Genomic DNA, 18,450 nt, shown 5'->3' on the forward strand with positions numbered 1-18,450 from the left:
CCTCTAAATTCCGAGCTTTCCGCTCGGGTTCAATTCCTTTCATTTCACGAATTATATAGGACTATTATAACACATTTGTTCGGGGAGTTGGATTCTGTACAAAAATTTATAACCAGACTATGAAAATTCGTATTTATGTAAAAGAAAAAGTATACGCTAAAATAGTTTAACGTATACTTTTGTTCGTAAGAATTATACCTACGCTAATTGTAAAAATTTTTCAATATCGCCAATTTTTGTTTCTTTTGAAAAGAAAATATATTCAATTCCCTTACTTGGTTTAGTTACAGAATAATTGAGGTAATAAAGATAACTCTCATAATCCGAATATAGGTTACCAATGTTAATATTATAATCATATGTCACAATCCATTTTTTACCAGACATATATTTTTCAATCGTTTTAACTAAACTTTCATGGTCTTTAGGCTTATAAAAATTTGTATAAAGACCTGGACCTTTTTCGTAATATGGTGGATCAAAAAATGTGAAAGATTTTTTTGTTCTAGATATTGATTTTTTAATAAATTCTTCAGCATCCAAATTATAAATTTTAATACTTTTTTTGTATTTTGCTATCTCTTTAATACGTTCTACAATACTATCTTTATTAAATCTACAGTCCATTTTATAATTTCCGGACTGACTTTTTCCTCCAATAACACCACCTTTAATAATCCCAGAGCGATTAACTCTATTTAAAAATAAAGTTGAAAAACCCAATTCCAATAAATCTTCTGTTTCTTCCTTTATTTTTTGTATTTCCTTCTGTCGATACCATTCTTCAATACAAATATCTACAGATTGTATTTTGGTAATGAGCTCATCAGTATGATATAACACAGAATACCAAAAAGCATAAATTGACTTATCGAAATCATTTATCATAATTTTTTCGACATCTCTATTTAAAAGCAATTTCACTGCAACACCTGCTCCACCTGCATAAGGTTCAATATAGGTTGTACACTGATTAAGCTTTACTAATTCTTTTATGTACTCATAAACTTTCGATTTTCCACCTGGATATCGTAAAGGAGTATAGGCCTTATGAGTCATTTTCACCCCCAAAATTCCACTGCTTAGAGTCAATATCATGAAATTCAGCAGTTTTTTTAAAAAGCTTAAATAGATTTTGATAAAATTTTTCTACTTCAACGCTATTATTCTCATCTCTTATCCAAAAATAAAGGACTTGCAACCAAAATTGTGAATAAGAATTAAACAACCTCTTATTTAAATCCTTTTTTTACCATGTGATTTATTAGCTTCTTGTAGCTTTTCTAAAGTTTTTAAATTAGACTCATATTCAGACAATAAATGATCTCTATAATAAGTTTTAGTGAATCCAGCATTTAACAAAACCCTATTTTCCCAAAATTTATTATACTTAGAATCTTCATATAACATTTTGGAATAAGTAAAAGCAATTTCTTCTGGAGAGTCAGAGCCTGGTAAAGTTATAATATTATCATTTAAATTATTTTGCATGTCTCCATCTAAAATATTTATTGTCCTAAGGGTAGAACGACTTAACAGTTTATCCTTTGCTAAGTTCTCTATAGCGGAGCTAGATAGTTTTGCTTGAACTAAATGGAAATATTTTTCTATACTATTATTGTTCTTTTCAGTATATCGTCCTAATAATAATTGTAAAAACTCCCTAGCTTCATCGTCTTCTGTAATTATAGGAATTTTGTTCCCAATATACACTTCATTTTCCAATGCCTGATTAAGAAACATTTTTATTTTATAAATATCAACATCTTCCATCTGTAAAACATAGTCAATATTATCCAATAGATAAACAACATTTACATCATTTTCAAGTAAACATTTTTCAAGTAACGTTAAACTATGAGAAGTAAAAATAACTTGAATTTTATAGTTTCTTGAGTATTCCAAGCACAACTCTAGTAGTTTAAGTTGAAATGCTGGATGCAACGTTGCATCAATTTCATCAATTAACAAGATACTTTCTACCTTTTGGTTTGAAGTAATTGACTCAAAATAATACTTTAAAGATACTAAAGATAATAAAATAATAAATAAATTATCCTCACCTGCCGAAATTGTATTAGAATCAACTCCTTGAATATCCGTCTCAAATTCTGCTCTATTTTTTATCTCCCCCATTGCATTTAATTTTTCTAAGGCAATATCATACCCTGTAAAATTTTTATATAGAATTTGTAGTTCTTCTTTTATTTGATCCGGCAACCTTCTTGTAACACTTTTTATCAAATCATCATTTGAAAACTCTCCGAAAGAGAATAATCGAAATAAACCCAAATAAATTATAGGCATCATCGGCAGAGAATCTTTTTTACCATTTTTATATTCCGGTTTAATTGCAAATCTTTTATTGTCTGCAGCGTTATGTCTTCTAAAATTGAGCTGGTAATCATTATCATATAGGCATGAATACAACGTTCCCGGAACTCCCGGTGCTGGATTATTATATGATTTATCTCCTCTTGTTAACCCTTCAATCTTAGGATTCAAAATCTTATTTATTTTGGAAATAACTTTAATCGCATTTGGTTCTCTAATATAATCTGCCGTAGTCTGCACTTTACGATATGAATTACTAACTAAATGTAAAATCGATGATTTACATGTCCCATTTGTCCCAGCAATTACATTTACAAATGGAGAAAAATTTATTTTTATTGCTTTTAATTTTCGGTATGCTACAAAATCCAATTCTTTTACCATAATTCAATTACCTCTAGCTTTATCATACCTTATTTTATCATAATTACCAATTGATTATCCAAACTAACTAAAGATTATACCAAAAAAGCAAGCCTCTCGGCTCACTTCTTGTATCTTTATTTCCTCAAAACAACTTCCCAGTCACTGGTAAAGCCCAAGTGGTGCAAATGGATACTAGACTGATATTTGGTAAATAAGGCTTTTAAACGTGGAATAAAATGGTTATTCCATTTATCATTATTAATGTATAGGTATTTAAGGGCGTATAATTGTGCCATGAGGCGGTTTTTAATTTTGATATTTTCAGTCATAAAAGGTGGAAGCTGACCAGGAATTTTTGTGAAACTTCTGTAATATAGTCTGCCATAATGCGCACAATAATTTCTGAGGACGACTGCAACTTCAAGCTAGGTACGAGCTTGAGCTGTCTTTATGTTTAAGTCTTTAGCGATAAGACTTTGAAGGTCATTTGAACTATCGGCATAAAACTTAGAAGTCATACAAAATGAGAAAAATTCAACCAAAACCCAGAGAGGGAATTCACCATTGTATTTGGTTTGATGATGCTTATAAACAGGATCCTTTCTTCGATAGTTCAGTTCTTTTTCAAGATTGTCCATAAACTCGTCGTGTTTATGAAACTTGTTGAAGTTCTTGCCATCTTTATAAGCCAGTGCACCATACTGTTCAGAATGATGGTAAGCAACTTGCGTTCTAAAATATAACTCAATATCTTCAAGATACTCCATTAACAGCAGCCTGAGTTCTGAGTCAAACTGATAAATGCTGTAAATCTTTTCTAAGGATATTTTGCTACTGTCATATTTTTGAGTCTTTTCATCTCTGAAAGGTAGAAAATAAGCAGTTAGCCGATAATAGTTGATACGTTTCAGAATATTAACAGCATATTCCTTAGAGATGATTTCCTCGCACCCGTGCTCAATTAGTTTAGCTACCTGCTCTTCAAAAGTCTTAAATTCCTTAATTTCCATCCCATCGTCCACATAAAAAAATGTCCGCCTTGTCACATCAGAGAGAGGTGGGCGGTCCTATTAATCTTATTTTACTAAAGTTAATTAAGGTTTGTCAAGATTGGGATGCCACGACAAACGACAAATGCATGAAGCCATCTAGCTCACTTCTTGTATCTATCTTTCTTATTTCCTATATCCGCCGCTGACAGCTATAATGATTAACTCCTCAATTTGTCAATCTTGTTTGAGACTAATCAATTCTGTGTCTTTCCCCAGAGTTGAAATTTTCTACTGTCTGATACAACTCGGAGGCCACATCATCAAGTTTATGGGACACATTTTGAAGATTGTCATATAAGACTTCTGTAATCCTATACAGATAGATTGTCAATAATTCACGATTGCTAGGTTTATTGTAACCACTTAGCATATCTATTGATACAGTCTGTAAATCAAGATTATCTTTCGCCTCTAATAATTCGTATGCTAATTTTTCCATTGTTTCTGGTTTCATTTTTTACCTCACTATATTTATAATTTCCTAAAATGAAAGAACGTTGATAATCAACGTTCTGTTCTTTTAGGAGATTTATGAAAAAGAAAAGTTTTTAGGATTCCTATTGCTAGGATGGTTGTAGTATAATCCATCTTGCTTAAGAGAGGCTTAAAGAAATCTTGCAGAAAGCTTAAAAATCATTTAATAAATATCTCGACGATGACCAACTGAAAAGATTTCTATCACAATTTCGTCGTCAAGGATATTAGCAAGAATCCGATAATGTCCAACACGGTAACGCCACTCGCCTGAGTGATTAGCTGTCAGTCCTTTTCCATGCTGGCGAGGATTGTCTGTGTGGTAAAGATTTTTCTTAGTCCAAGACAAAATCATCTTCCTAGTGAAGGCATCCATTTTTTTCAGCTGTTTATCCGCTTTTGAAGTGATAACAATTCGGTATTTCATATGTCAAATTCCTCAAAAACATCTTCAATCGGAATTCTCACGCCATCGTCTTCAGCCATGGCCTGGCGGAGAAGCTGCAAATCATATTCGTCCTCAATTTTTTCCAGCATAGACTGTCTGGCAAACTCAGAAACCGTCAATCCATGTAATTGAATATATTTTTTGATCAAATCCCCATCTTGGTCGTTGATTCTCAAGGTCATCGTCGTCATGTTTATTCTCCTTGAATACATTGTATTTACACCTATTATAATCCTCTCATTTATTTTTGTCAAAAAATTCCTCTCTCTTTTCTATTCGTAAAAAGCACCCCAACTTTTTCAGCTGGGATGCTTCTTGCTATTTAACAAAAACATAAAGTAAGGGACGCTGCACATTCAAGTAAAGACCGGCCGATCAACCCAACAGCTGTCATGCTCAGAGCAGCTACTGCTGCTAGTTTAAGAAGCTTCGTCCTTCTTTTATTTAGCAAAACGCATGCCAAAGAAAAACTAAAGTCTCCATTACAAGGCTGAGTTTCTAAGGGATTATTGAACAAGCCTGTGAGAACTTAATCGACAACATCTGCTAAAGGACTGATGGCAATGCCTTCTTGCTGAAAGGCTTGCCTGATTTCGTTAACAAATTGAAGCGCCTTGGGACCATCACCGTGGACACAGACAGAGTCAGCCTCAATCGGTATAGTCTTGCCATCAATACTGACAACTGTCTTTTCCTTAATCATTTGAATTAAACGTTCAATAGCCAAATGTTCATCGGTAATCATGGCACCTTCTTTGTTTCGGCTAACCAAGGAGCCGTCATTTTCGTAGGCACGATCAGCAAAGACCTCCTTTGCCACTCGTAAACCGCTGGCCTTGGCAGCCAGCGCTAATTCACTGGCACCCGGACACAAAAGAATTAATCTGTCATCGTAACTGGCAACCGCCTGAGCAATGGCTCTGGCTAGCTTGCTGTCTTTGCAGGCCATATTATAAAGTGCACCGTGGGGCTTTACATGCTGCAGCTGCATATTGCTGGCCTTAGCAAAAGCATCTAAGGCTCCTATCTGGTAGGTCGTATCGGCTGCAGCCTCTTTAGTGCTTATCTGAAGGTTGCGGCGGCCAAAGCCCATCAGGTCAGAGAAACCTGGGTGAGCTCCCATGGCAATTTTATTTTCCTGAACCAATCTGGTCGTTGTCAGCATAACCAAGGGATCTCCTGCATGAAATCCGCAGGCAATATTAGCTGAGCTAATCAAAGGAATAATTTCACTGTCTTGTCCCATGTGATAGGCGCCAAAGCTCTCACCTAAATCACTGTTCAAATCAACTTTATATGTCATACCGATCTCCTTGGGGTAAGAATTCATAATGATTCTATCAAATTTTTATCAATCTTACCTTCCCTAAATTTTGGATCTTCCATTATACTATACTGAAAATCTAAATTGCTTTCAACACCAAGTACCACCATTTCATCTAAGGCTGCCTGCATTTTTTGAATGGCCGCCAATCTATCAGTTGCCTGAACAATAATCTGAGCAATTTCTGGACTGTGATTTTCAGGAATTTGATAACCGGCATAAAGAGCGGTATCCACTCTAACACCATTGCCCGCAGGTAGATGCAAATGCTTAACCAAGCCAGACTCTGCCTTAGAATCTTTGCAGGAAAGCTGCGCTCTAACGCGGCAGGCAAGAGCATGTCCCTTGGCAGCAATGTCTTCCTGTTTAAAAGATAGGGGCTCCTCGTCGGCAATTCTAATCTGCTCAACAATCAGGTCTGTCCCCGCTGCCATTTCTGTCAAAGCATGACCAGATGAGATGCTGGCAGTGATTCCTGTAAAACAGAATCGATTCGATTTATCCAGCGCAAAGCTAACCGTCCCGGCATTGGTATAGTGGGTAGCCTTGGCAATCTCAACAGCAGCCTGTCCTAAATTTTTTTGACTTTTCGTATCAAGAGCAGGCGAGGGCGTCTCTTCCAGTATTGTCTGTCCATTTTCCTGACTCAAACAGTCCCTTTCTCCCAAAGCAACAATATTGCCAAAATGATCAGCAACAATTGGGACTTCAATCGTTCGAGAAAAGTCCATGACTTCTTTTGCAGTTTCATTAAGAGAGATAGGAGTTGAATTTCCAGATAGCAGAGCAGGGGTAACCTTTGCCACTATCTGCTCCATTTGAGAGCCATCATGCAGCTGTTCAAGAAGCTCAGGACTCGGGCCAATAAAAATAAGGCCATGTTGTTGACAAAGCTTGGCAAATTCGGCATCTTCTGCCAGAAAACCACAGCCCGGATGAATGGCATCGGCCCCCATATATAAAGCAGCCGAAATCATATGCTCTCGATTCACATAACTATTTTCAAGTGAGCCCTGACCAATGCAAATGCTTTGGTCTGCCAGCTGTACATGAAGGCTCTTGGTATCTTCTTTGGAGTAAACAGCGACCGACTGGATTCCTAGGCAGCGGCAGGCTCGAATAATACTGACCGCTATCGTGCCGCGGTTGGCTACAAGTATTTTTTCAATCATCGCATTTCCTACTTAAATATCATACAATTGCAACGTTCATCCTTGCTCAAAAAGCGCGGCCAGACGTTTAGCGGTAGGACGTCTCGTCAGTACTTCCGGGCAGGGCTGGTGAATCTGGCTGCGCATTTGATCCAATGCAGCGGCTTCCTTTTGCAGCAAGTCTTGGGCTTCTTCAACCGAAACAGCTTCAAAGTTAATGCTGTGATTCATCTTTCTTTGAACCAATTTGGGAATATCCACAGAAATAACCGCTGCTATCTTAGTATAACCGCCCGTTGTCTGACGATCGGCCAATAAGACAATGGGCTTGCCATGAGCTGGCACCTGGATGGCACCAAAAACAGTCGCATCCGAAATAATATCTGCCTTGTCCTTGTGAGCAATAGACGGACCGTCTAAACGGCAGCCCATGCGATCAAAATCTTTGGTAACCATATAGGTTTCCCGTAGAAAAGTCTGCAGGCCCTCTTCCGTAAAATGCTGTGCCTGAGGTCCTAAAACAACCCTTAAAACAGCTGCATCCTGATCAAAGTCATCAGCCGGCAGTTTTCTGGATAAAAAGTGAGGCAGGTACAGACGGTTGCTGCGAAAGGAAATATAGTCATCCGCTTGCAGCTGTCGGCCTTTAAAGCCACCCAGGCCAACTTTAACATTGGTTGAGCGACTCCCCATGACTTCTGGAATTTTCAAACCGCCGGAAAAACTGATGTAACCCCGAGAACCCGTCCTAGCACCACCAAAGGCTAGAACATCTCCTTCATGTATATAAAGAGCAGTATACATGGCTGCTGGCTCTCCGTTGACTGTTGGCTGAAAGTCACCGCCGGTGACGGCAATAATCGTATCCCGAGTGAATGCTAAGGTTGGCCCTACCAGAGAAAATTCGAGAACAGCTTCATTTTCAGGATTGTCCAAAAGAAGATTGGCTATCCGAAACGATCTGATATCCATAACCCCTGAAACACTGAATCCTTGACTTTGATAGCCATTGCGGCCGCTGTCCTGAACAGTTGTCATGAAGCCCGGTTTAATGATTCTAATGCCCATCCCTGACCTCCTCTCCGCTTAGCACAGTGAGCTCATAGCTGCCGGCTAAAACCGCTTGATAAATGTTATCATAATCAGATTCGTCAATAGCCTTAAAACGAATATAATCACCAACTCCAAAGATAAAGGGCGGCTGTCTTTGAGGATCATAGGTCTTAAGAGGTGTTCTGCCAATTAAACGCCAGCCGCCAGGAGAAGCCATAGGGTAAATACCTGTTTGGCTGCCACCAATACCAACACTGCCAGCTGCAATAGTCAGCCTTGGATTTTCCAAACGAGGCGTATGAATGCTCTCATCGAGACCGCCTAGATAAGGAAAACCCGGTAGAAATCCCAGCATATAAATGAGGTAGTCACGACTAGTATGCCTAGCAATAACTTCTGCTTCTATCAAACCGGCATTCTGGGCAACAAATTGTATATCCGGACCGTATGCTCCGCCATAGCAGACAGGAATTTCAATGATCCGCTGCTGATCCTGATTCTCCTTGACCTCCTGCTGCAATAAAGCATCTAATTGATTTATTAAACTATCGTAAGAAAGGAGGCGCGGATCATAACTGATCAGCAGAGAAGCAAAAGCAGGAATCAAGTCAAGAATCCCTTCAATAGACTGTTCTTTCAGCCATTGAAGGATAGCCTTAATCTTTTGATTTGTCTCCTGCTTGATTTCCTGCTTAAATTCAATCAGCAGTGCTGAATCACCAGCGATTCTAATCCTGTATTCCATACAAGCCCCCTTTCATTCTCATTATGAGAACAATTGTCCCAGATTTCCCAAGGACACTATCCCTAAATAAGCCGTAATTCCAACAACAATAACACCCAGCCAGAACAGCCATTTAGGGTGCTTATAAACCGACCCCATAATACTCGTTTTTTGGCTGGCAATTAGACAAATTCCTAAAGTCAATGGCAAAATCAAACCATTTAAAGCTCCAGCAACAACCAGTAAATTAGCCGGCTGTCCTAAAAAGGCCATAATAAAAGTTGAAATAATGATAAAAATAATCGTAACCGCTTTTTCGTACTTAGCCACTATTTTGCTCAAGGTCTTTAGAAAAGAAACCGAGGTATAGGCTGCACCAACGATTGAAGTTAAGGCCGCTGACAGAAGCACCAAGCCAAAGAAGCGGTAGCCAAGTTCGCCAGCCCCCTGCTTGAAAGCATCTGCGGCCGGATTATTGGGATCTAAGGCAGCACCTTTGGCAACAACTCCTAAGATGGCCAGAAATAAGAAAATGCGAACAATTGTTGCAATCGAAATTCCCATGATGGAACTTTTCTTAATATGATCTAAATTTTCCTGTCCTGTAAAACCAGCATCAATCAAACGGTGAGCTCCTGCAAAGGTAATGTAGCCTCCAACCGTGCCGCCTAAAAGCGTTAAAATAGCATTAAAGAGGCTTGGAAGACTAGCCGATGGCATAAAAGTTTCTTTTAAAGCAGTTCCATAAGGAGGATTGACAATGAGAATAACGAGAAAGATGACAAGAATCATTAGGCCGCCCAACACCTTGGTGAAAGTATCCATGGCTGTCGTGGCATTTTTAAAAAGAAAAATTAAAATGGCCAAGCCGCCGGCTAGAAAATAACCCACTGTCGTGGGAACTCCCAACAAGGTATTAAAACCAAGCGCTCCGCCGCCGACATTCCCAATATTAAAAACAAGACCGCCCAAAACAATCAGAAAAGCCAAAATATAACCTAATCCCGGCAGCACTTTATTGGCAATATCCTGTCCTCTCAAACCGCTGACCGTCAAGACACGCCAGATATTGGTCTGAGCAATCAAGGCTAAAGCAATCGAAGCAAGAATGACAAAGCCAAAGCTAGCAGAGAAGTCGCTGGTAAACTTTGCCGTTTGCGTTAAAAAACCGGGACCGACAGCAGAAGTAGCCATGATAAAGGCGGCTCCCAGAAGAGCTCCCTTGTTATTCTTTTTATTCTTCATATCTGTCCTCCTTTTATTAAGATACAAAGAGCGTTAAGAAATCCGTATAAAAATAGGAAACTGACCTTTTTACTAGGATTTTAGCGCGTGTTCAATTTATTAAGATACAAAGGCGTAAAGCGACACACCGCAAAATAGGAAAGCTGACGAAGGTGCGACAGCATCTAGGCAGTCTTTATCTTTTTGCACAGTGTCGTAGCCGTGTTCAATTATCAGAATAACTACATTATAACCCACAAAAGATAGCTTGCCAAGGCAAATTTTCAAATTGATGGTATGTTTTGTAACATATGTACCCTTTATCTCACAGAATTTTTTGCAATTTTAAAAGAATATAACAAGCAAAATCTCAAAAAATTTAAAATTGATGGTATTCATAACATAACGAAAAAGTTCTACATTATTGCATGTAAGAACTTTTTTGATTGTTTAAAAATTAGAAATCTATTACTTGATCAAAGAAAATGGACTGTTCCCTAGTTTTCAAGTGAATCCTGTCTGTCAAGACTCCATAACCGTTTTTAAAGCAGAATAAATCTTGCAATATTTAGAATAGCTCTTTTGGTAAGCAGCAACATTTGCAGGAATAGGCTGAAAACATTTTTTATAGGATACAAAAACTTCGACAGCTTCTTCCAGTGACGAAAACCAGCCAACTCCTACAGCCGCAAGCATAGTAGCTCCCAAAGCAGGCCCTTGTTCTGTTTTTAAACTAACAACTGTGCTATTGAAAATATCAGCCTGTATCTGAAGCCAATCAGTGTTTTTAGCGGATCCGCCAACTGAGATAATCTTTGTAAACTTCTTTTGTTTGGCAGTTTCCATAATTTTTAGTAGATCTTTAAGAGAAAAAGTAATTCCTTCAATGACAGCCCTTGTAAAGTGCTGCAAACGATGATGGACATCTATTCCAACAAAAGATCCGCGTATTGTGCTGTCAGCATAGGGCATGCGTTCTCCAACAATATAAGGAGCAAACAATAGACCTTCTGAACCCGGAGAAACTGTCTTTATATTCTTTAATAACAGTGAAAAATCCATTCCTTTAGCAAAGGTTTGAGCTTTAGCTCATTACAGTGACGGATGCCGAACTAATTCGGCGAAAGTTTTGACAATGAGTCTGGGCAAAAACTAGCTTCAAAAAAGAAAAAACGGGCATTTCCGCAGTTGGAAATGCCCGTTTTCTGATGCCATGGTTTATAATTATAATAAGCACAAGACAACTAGAAAGCCATGACGATGTATAAAGAGTATAACACAAATCAGTTATCCGTAAGTAGCTGAAGCTACTTACGGATGTCTATGCAAGGTTGTCCCAAGAGTTAGATTTGCAAAATCCTTTCAAACACAGCAAAAGAGCTAGACTTGCATCTAGCTCTTTCTAGGAGATTTTATGAAAAAGAAAAGTTTTAGGAGTCCTATTGCTAGGATGGTTATAGTATAGCCGGACTAGCTTAAGACAGGCTTAAAGAAAACTTGCGGAAAACTTAAAATAAGAACCCCAGACATTCTGATCTACTCCCCTTGTAGTGGAAGTAGATCAAAGCCTAGGATTTTATTAATTCTTATTAGCTGTTAAATGACACATGAACGTGATCATAGTGGTTAGCAGTATCACTGCCGCGATCTGGCATTTGATTCCATGTATAGGCAGCTCCATAAACATTATTGTACGGAGCATAGAATTTTTGCTGATAAATCACATAAGAGATGTTATTTGCCTCCATGTTTGACGTTGCATAATTAGCAACTTCTTGACCGAGTTGGGTGTTATCGTAGGTCATAACATCAACTGCATTACCTGTACCATGGTCTTGAGAATCACCAGCACGGTATCCACTGATATCAGTAATACCATATTGGTTAGCAACATTATTAGCAAAGGCCGCGGCTGATGGTTGGAGACCGCTCGTATTAACAGTTGTTCCTGCGGGAGCTGTCGTTGTGGTATCAGTTGAAGCGGCTTCTGTTGCTACAGGAGAGGCAGACTCTTCAGCGGCAGCGGTTGGTGTTTCAGATTGTGCTGGAGCTGCTGACTCTGCAGCACCCGCTTCACTTGTCTCTGAAACGGATGTTGCTTCTGCTGTTGAAGCTTGAGCCGCTGTTTCTGTTGCTGTAGCATTTACTTGGGCAGCAGAATCGGTCGGAACTTGGGCTGCTTCGGAAGTTACTCTAGTATCAGCTACTGCTGCTTCAGAAGTTTGGGTTTGAGTTTGTTCAGACGAAGCTGCCGTTGAGGCTTGGGCTGCTTCCGAGCTAGCTGCTGGAGCTTCGCTTGAGGCAGGAGTTTCAATGGTATCTAGCGATGTTGTTGTATTACCGACAGTTACTTCATTAGCAGGAATATCAACAGAAGCTGATTGATAAGCACCGCTGCCATTATCAGTTCCATTAACAGTGAGTCCTGTAAGATGATGCTGAGCATCATAAGTTGCTGTGATAGTAGTACCTGGGAAAATCATATTGATATTAGAAATTTGATTAACCTTTGCCAGTACATTGACATCAACAGACATAGCTTCTGCGATTGTACTAAGTGTGTCTCCGTATTTCACGGTATATGTTGAGCTGTCGCCTTGATTGACAAGGTCAGTTTTCACTTCTTCTACTGAACGCGGAGCCCAGTTTGCTGACTTATCTTCAGCTTGTACTTTAAAAGCTCCAAAAATGGACAAAGTCAGTGTGGAGGCTAATAGCATTTTTTTATTGAATTTCATGTTATAGTCCCTTTCAATTTTAAAGATAGTGACTATCCTACCATAGTTTCTTCAAAAATCCTCCTTATGTGCTCGCTTTAAAGAAATTAACTTATTACTGTAATATCTTGTCTTATTTGTCATGATTTACTCATTATCAGTAAAATGTTGTTGCACTGACTAAAAAAATTCCACCGCTCTTAAGGTGGAATTGTAAATGATTGAACAAAAATCAGTGTCTAAAATGTCTGACACCCGTAAATACCATGGCAATGCCGTATTTATCAGCCATGTCGATAGACTCTTGGTCACGGACTGAACCACCCGGCTGGATGATAGCTTTAATGCCTGCAGCTGCAATTTCTTCAACATTGTCTGCAAATGGGAAGAAGGCGTCAGAGGCAAGAACAGCACCGTCAAGACGGTCTTTGGCTTGGTCAAGAGCGATACGAACAGAAGCCACACGGTTGGTTTGACCAGGGCCAACGCCAAGGGTCATATGGTCATTGGTCACAATGATACCGTTAGATTTCACGTATTTGATAGCCTTCCAAGCAAATTCAAGGGCTGTGGCCTCGGTTTCCGTTGGCTGGCGCTTGGTGACAATCTTCCAGTCAGCTGGCCTTTCCTTGACCACATCTTGGTTTTGCACGAGAAGACCGCCAACTACGCCAGTGTACTCTGGCTCAAGCTCACTGGCTTCTTGAGCTTCAAATGGCAGCTCAAGGATGCGCAAATTCTTCTTCTTGGTTGTAAGAATGGCTAGCGCTTCGTCTGTATAGCTTGGTGCGATGATGATTTCAAGGAAAATAGCGTGCATCTTTTCAGCTGTCGCAGCATCTACTTCTCTGTTAAGCACAACAATGCCACCGAAGATCGATACTGGGTCTGCTTCATAGGCATAGTCCCAAGCTGTCTCGATGTCATCTGCCTGGCCGATACCGCATGGATTCATGTGCTTGAGGGCCACAACAGTTGGACGGTCTTGGAAGTCGCGAATGATACGGATAGCGGCATCCGCATCACGGATATTGTTGAAGGACAGCTCCTTGCCGTTGAGCTGCTTGGCGGCGGCAATGGAATACTCTGTTGGCAGAGCTTTTTGGTAGAAATCCGCATCCTGTTGCGGGTTTTCACCGTAGCGCATAGGCTGTTTGAGGTCGTAGGTAAGGGTCAGCTTTTCAGGCTTGCTTTCGCCGACTTGAGCAGTGAAATATTCCGCAATGAGGGCATCATAAGCTGCGGTATGACGGAAAACTTTTGCAGCCAAGCGTTGGCGAGTTTCAAATGTTGTCTGACCTGCGTCAGCCAATTCTTCCAAGACCACCGCATAATCAGCTGGATCAACCACAACCGTCACACTGGCGTGGTTTTTAGCAGCAGAGCGCAGCATGGAAGGCCCGCCGATATCAATATTTTCAACTGCATCCGCATAGGTTACATCGGGTTTGAGGATGGTTTCCTTGAATGGATAGAGGTTAACCACGATTAAATCGATAAGTTCGATACTGTTGTCTTTAGCCGCCTGCAAATGGCTGTCAAGGTCACGACGAGCCAAGAGACCGCCGTGAATGTTTGGATGAAGGGTCTTAACACGGCCATCCATCATCTCAGGAAAACCAGTCACATCATCAATCGCGATAGTGTCAACACCTGCTTTATCAAGTGCAACTTTTGTCCCTCCAGTTGAGATGATTTCCCAACCAAGTTTTGTCAATTCTTGGGCAAAGTCAACAATGCCCGCCTTATCAGAAACACTAATCAGTGCGCGTTTAGTTGTCATCAATTTTTCCTTTCTTCTGTGATATTTCTTTTGGGTGATGCGAATAGAAGGAAAACTAATCCTGTGGATTATTTTAGAGACCCAAAGGATTTCATTTTTAACTTTTGAGTCAAAATCTCAAAAATTCCAAGACGATTGATAATCTTGTCAATTGTCTATTCGCCACAGCAAGAAACATCGGTTAGGCGCTATAAAGTTGCTGAATTACTACTTTCTATTTGAATATTTTTCTATAAATACGAGAACAACTAGCCCCATTATTGCTGCAATAATATAGGACAAAGATAATCTTAAAGGATTTTCTAAACTAGAAAGAATTACACTGTTGATTACCAAGGCAGTAACAACAAATGTCAAAATATAAATAAGGATTTTCTTAATCATACCTATTATCTCCCTTACGATAAAAACTATTTCCTCTCCACTCCCAAACTATCCAGCACTTGTGAATAAAGCTGGTATTCTGCTTCGTGAATGCGAGCTTCGAAGCTCTCAATGGTGTCATCTGGCAGGCGCGGCACGCGCACTTGCTTGATGATCTTCCCCGTATCAACACCGCTGTCCACCCAGTGAATGGTGACACCAGACTGAGCCACTCCTGCTTCCCAAGCATCCTCAATGCCATGAGCTCCTGGAAATTCAGGTAGGTAGGCTGGGTGAATATTGATGATACGCCCTTCGTAAGCCGCTAACAGGGTCGGACCAACAATCTTCATGTAACCTGCTAAACAAACCAAATCAATATCATATTTTTCAAGCAAAGCCACAATAGCCTCTTCATAAGCGGCCTTATTATCAAACTCTTTGAGTTCAAAAGCATAAGCTGTCACACCAAGCTTTTCTGCACGCTCTAAGACGTATGCATCTCGGTGATCTGAAAAGACAAACTCAACTGGAAATTGCTCTGCAATGACTTGAAAATTTGACCCGTTACCACTCGCAAAAACTGCGATTTTTTTCATTACTTAATCACCACACTTGCATCAGCTTTTTTCACTATACGACCAAGTTCGTAAACTGGTTCGTCAAGCAATTCTTTCACGCGCTCAACCTTATCAGGGCTGACTGCTAGCATAAGACCGATACCCATGTTGAAGATTTCAAACATTTCTTCGTGTTTCAGCTTACCGTATTTTTCAAGAGCTTTGAAAATTGGAAGAACAGGAACTTTATCTTCTTCGATTTCAGCAGCTAAATCATCCGCAAACATCCGTGGGACATTTTCAATGAAACCACCACCAGTGATGTGAGCAATCCCATTAACCAATCCTTCTTTGATAAGTGGAAGCACCGCTTTAACGTAGATACGAGTAGGTTCAAGAAGGACATCTTTGAGTTTTTTACCTTCCAACTCTGGCAATTCTTCCTCACCTGTATAGTCGGCAAAGACACGGCGAACAAGCGAGTAGCCGTTTGAATGAATACCGCTGGAAGCAAGGCCCAGAAGCACATCGCCTTCTTTGACCTTTGATCCGTCAATGATTTGTGATTTTTCAGCGACACCGACCGCAAAACCAGCCAGGTCGTAATCGTCTTCACCATACATACCAGGCATTTCGGCTGTTTCACCGCCGATCAGACCAGCACCCGCTCGAACGCAGCCCTCGGCCACACCAGCCACCACCTGCTCCAGCTTAGCCGGTTCGTTTTTACCAGTTGCGATATAGTCAAGGAAATAAAGGGGCTCGGCACCTGCCGCAATGATGTCATTAACACACATGGCCACACAGTCCTGACCGATGGTATCGTGTTTATCATATTTGATGGCAAGCATGAGTTTTGTTCCCACACCGTCAGTTCCTGAAATCAAAACAGGTTCTTTCACGCCAGTTTTTGTAAGATCGAACATACCACCAAAGCCACCTAAAGCTCCCATCACACCTGCACGTTCAGTACGAGCAACGTGTTTTTTGATACGCGCAACAACTTCATAACCCGCTTCAACATCCACCCCAGATTGGGCATAAGCATTTTTGTTTTCTGTCATAATCAATTCCTTCTTTTTAAAATCACTATACTGAAGATTGCGACGCCTTTTTAGTCAAACCATATTTTTGACTGAAAAGGCTAATCAGGTCTTTAGCTTTAGTCCTCTAGGACAAAGCGTCCGCTGACAAATGCTTCAGCCTTTAGTCAGTGGTAAGACGTGGAGCGTAAGCATTTTTTGTCATAATATTTTTCCTCATTTTCTTTTGAAAATAGCAGAGCTGCTATTTAGTTTAGCCTCATCAATAAAAACTTGTTTTTTCTTTTAGGCTTTCCAGATAACGCTCCTCATAATCATAGAGCGGTGTTGGGTACTCTCCATCAAAGTAAGCGACGCAAAGTCCGCCGTTAGGTGCATCTGTTTCTAAACCAATAGACTCAATTAAGCCATCAATGGAAAGATAAGTCAGGCTGTCAGCTCCGATAATCTGGCGCGTTTCTTCCACAGAGTGGTTAGCCGCAATCAATTCACGGCGCGTTTGAATATCAATGCCATAAAAACATGGGTATTTGAGCGGCGGGCTGGCGATAGCCACATGAACTTCTGCGGCACCTGCTTCACGCAGCAGCTGAACGATACGGCGAGAAGTTGTTCCGCGCACGATGGAATCATCCACCATAACCACGCGCTTGCCCTTAACGATACTTGACACCGCTGATAATTTCATACGTACTCCCTGTTCACGCAATTCCTGCGTGGGTTGAATGAAGGTACGCTGTGTATACTGATTCTTGATAAGCCCCATTTCATTTGGCAGACCTGATTCTTCGGAAAATCCGCTGGCCGCAGATAGCGATGAATTCGGTACACCGACTACAATATCCGCTTCATATTTAAATTCTTGAGCCAAACGGCGACCAGTGTTTTTCCGAGCCGTATGAACGTTGACCCCATGAATTACGCTATCAGGACGTGAAAAATAAATATATTCCATTGAGCAGATAGCTAGTTGCGTCTCATCCGTATAAGTATCATAATGGATACCTTCTTCATCAATAACTACCAGCTCACCCGGCTTCACATCGCGAATCCACTTGGCTCCGACCACTTCAAAGGCACAAGTTTCCGAAGAAACAACGATAGCCCCATTGGCCATTTGTCCAAGAGACAGTGGTCTGAAGCCATTAGGGTCAAGAGCAGCAATCATTTTATCTTCCATCATGAGGAGGTAAGCAAAGCCGCCTTTAACAGTGTTAAGAGCTTCCTTGACCTTGCCCATAAAACTAGGATTGTGACTGCGACGAATGAGATGCGCTAAGATTTCTGTATCAGATGATGAAGAAAAGATGGCCCCATCACGTTCCAGTCCTTTTTTCAAGGTTTGAGTATTGGTCAGGTTTCCATTATGAGCCAAGCCAAATTCCATATCATAAAATTTGAAATAGAAGGGCTGAATATTATCAATGGAAGCCTCACCTGCTGTCGCATAACGGACATGCCCAATGGCAGCAGAGCCTGTTAATTTTTCCAGATTTGCTGGATTTTTGAATACTTCTGAAACCAAGCCAGTATCACGATGGCGCAAGAGTTTCCCTTGATCGTTTGATAAAATACCAGCTCCTTCTTGTCCGCGGTGCTGCAAACTATGAAGACCAAAATAAGTCACCTGAGCAGCTTGAGGATGTCCCCAAATACCAAACAAACCACATTCTTCATTAAGAGATTTTACTTCGTATGTCATTTTTACCTCGATACAAAGGCCGTTAAGCACACCATCAAACTAGGAAAGCGGCAGAAAATCCTGATTTTCTAGACGCTTTATCTTTTTGACACAGTGCTTAGGCCGTGTTCAGTACAGCATGTAATCTACTGT

General features: G+C 40.3%; 18 protein-coding genes and 1 pseudogene. All 19 read right to left on the reverse strand.

Annotation, left to right across the window (positions count from 1 at the left end; all coding sequences use genetic code 11):
• Positions 1 to 198 precede the first annotated feature (198 nt).
• Positions 199 to 1,059, reverse strand: coding sequence for a DNA adenine methylase (locus SRA_RS01810; protein ID WP_003086951.1), 861 nt, complete (start codon positions 1,057 to 1,059; stop codon positions 199 to 201).
• A gap of 177 nt (positions 1,060 to 1,236) precedes the next feature.
• Positions 1,237 to 2,718, reverse strand: a complete 1,482-nt coding sequence (locus SRA_RS01820) for an AAA family ATPase (protein WP_003086953.1) — start codon at positions 2,716 to 2,718, stop codon at positions 1,237 to 1,239.
• A gap of 116 nt (positions 2,719 to 2,834) precedes the next feature.
• Positions 2,835 to 3,710: pseudogene (locus tag SRA_RS01825) on the reverse strand (Abi family protein).
• 232 nt (positions 3,711 to 3,942) lie between these two features.
• Positions 3,943 to 4,206, reverse strand: a complete 264-nt coding sequence (locus SRA_RS01830) for a hypothetical protein (RefSeq protein ID WP_003086955.1) — start codon at positions 4,204 to 4,206, stop codon at positions 3,943 to 3,945.
• 183 nt (positions 4,207 to 4,389) lie between these two features.
• Positions 4,390 to 4,653 (reverse strand): type II toxin-antitoxin system RelE family toxin, encoded by a 264-nt coding sequence (locus SRA_RS01835; RefSeq protein ID WP_003086956.1) that lies wholly within the window; start codon positions 4,651 to 4,653, stop codon positions 4,390 to 4,392.
• Complete coding sequence (gene relB, locus SRA_RS01840) at positions 4,650 to 4,865, reverse strand: type II toxin-antitoxin system RelB family antitoxin (RefSeq protein WP_003086957.1); 216 nt, start codon at positions 4,863 to 4,865, stop codon at positions 4,650 to 4,652. The genes SRA_RS01835 and relB overlap by 4 nt, the downstream gene beginning before the upstream one ends.
• A gap of 338 nt (positions 4,866 to 5,203) precedes the next feature.
• Positions 5,204 to 5,977, reverse strand: coding sequence for a LamB/YcsF family protein (locus SRA_RS01845; RefSeq protein WP_003086958.1), 774 nt, complete (start codon positions 5,975 to 5,977; stop codon positions 5,204 to 5,206).
• A 23-nt stretch (positions 5,978 to 6,000) separates the two neighbouring features.
• Positions 6,001 to 7,170 (reverse strand): biotin carboxylase N-terminal domain-containing protein, encoded by a 1,170-nt coding sequence (locus tag SRA_RS01850; protein WP_003086959.1) that lies wholly within the window; start codon positions 7,168 to 7,170, stop codon positions 6,001 to 6,003.
• 36 nt (positions 7,171 to 7,206) lie between these two features.
• On the reverse strand, positions 7,207 to 8,217 hold the full coding sequence (locus SRA_RS01855; protein WP_003086960.1) for a 5-oxoprolinase subunit C family protein: 1,011 nt from the start codon (positions 8,215 to 8,217) through the stop codon (positions 7,207 to 7,209).
• The gene (gene pxpB, locus SRA_RS01860) at positions 8,207 to 8,947 is read right to left on the reverse strand and encodes a 5-oxoprolinase subunit PxpB (protein ID WP_003086970.1); all 741 of its coding nucleotides are present in this window, start codon (positions 8,945 to 8,947) and stop codon (positions 8,207 to 8,209) included. The genes SRA_RS01855 and pxpB overlap by 11 nt, the downstream gene beginning before the upstream one ends.
• A 21-nt stretch (positions 8,948 to 8,968) precedes the next feature.
• A complete protein-coding gene (locus SRA_RS01865; protein ID WP_003086971.1) occupies positions 8,969 to 10,171 on the reverse strand; it encodes an NRAMP family divalent metal transporter in 1,203 nt (400 codons plus the stop codon).
• A gap of 99 nt (positions 10,172 to 10,270) precedes the next feature.
• Complete coding sequence (locus SRA_RS10285; protein ID WP_162129577.1) at positions 10,271 to 10,408, reverse strand: hypothetical protein; 138 nt, start codon at positions 10,406 to 10,408, stop codon at positions 10,271 to 10,273.
• 264 nt (positions 10,409 to 10,672) lie between these two features.
• On the reverse strand, positions 10,673 to 11,212 hold the full coding sequence (locus SRA_RS01870; RefSeq protein ID WP_003086972.1) for an FGGY-family carbohydrate kinase: 540 nt from the start codon (positions 11,210 to 11,212) through the stop codon (positions 10,673 to 10,675).
• A gap of 527 nt (positions 11,213 to 11,739) precedes the next feature.
• Positions 11,740 to 12,888 carry a LysM peptidoglycan-binding domain-containing protein gene (locus tag SRA_RS01875; RefSeq protein WP_003086973.1) on the reverse strand — a complete coding sequence of 383 codons (1,149 nt, stop codon included), beginning with the start codon at positions 12,886 to 12,888 and terminating at the stop codon, positions 11,740 to 11,742.
• Positions 12,889 to 13,099: 211 nt separating this feature from the next.
• Entirely contained in the window at positions 13,100 to 14,650 is a 1,551-nt protein-coding gene (gene purH, locus SRA_RS01880) for a bifunctional phosphoribosylaminoimidazolecarboxamide formyltransferase/IMP cyclohydrolase (protein ID WP_003086974.1), read from the reverse strand.
• 207 nt (positions 14,651 to 14,857) lie between these two features.
• Positions 14,858 to 15,034 (reverse strand): hypothetical protein, encoded by a 177-nt coding sequence (locus SRA_RS10330; RefSeq protein WP_003086975.1) that lies wholly within the window; start codon positions 15,032 to 15,034, stop codon positions 14,858 to 14,860.
• 26 nt (positions 15,035 to 15,060) lie between these two features.
• Complete coding sequence (purN, locus tag SRA_RS01885; protein ID WP_003086977.1) at positions 15,061 to 15,612, reverse strand: phosphoribosylglycinamide formyltransferase; 552 nt, start codon at positions 15,610 to 15,612, stop codon at positions 15,061 to 15,063.
• Positions 15,612 to 16,637 (reverse strand): phosphoribosylformylglycinamidine cyclo-ligase, encoded by a 1,026-nt coding sequence (purM, locus tag SRA_RS01890; protein ID WP_003086979.1) that lies wholly within the window; start codon positions 16,635 to 16,637, stop codon positions 15,612 to 15,614. Before purM ends, purN begins: the two co-directional genes overlap by 1 nt.
• A 241-nt stretch (positions 16,638 to 16,878) precedes the next feature.
• Positions 16,879 to 18,318, reverse strand: a complete 1,440-nt coding sequence (gene purF, locus SRA_RS01895) for an amidophosphoribosyltransferase (RefSeq protein ID WP_003086980.1) — start codon at positions 18,316 to 18,318, stop codon at positions 16,879 to 16,881.
• Positions 18,319 to 18,450: the final 132 nt, after the last annotated feature.

This window comes from Streptococcus ratti FA-1 = DSM 20564, from assembly GCF_000286075.1.
GTDB classification, from domain to species: Bacteria; Bacillota; Bacilli; order Lactobacillales; family Streptococcaceae; genus Streptococcus; species Streptococcus ratti.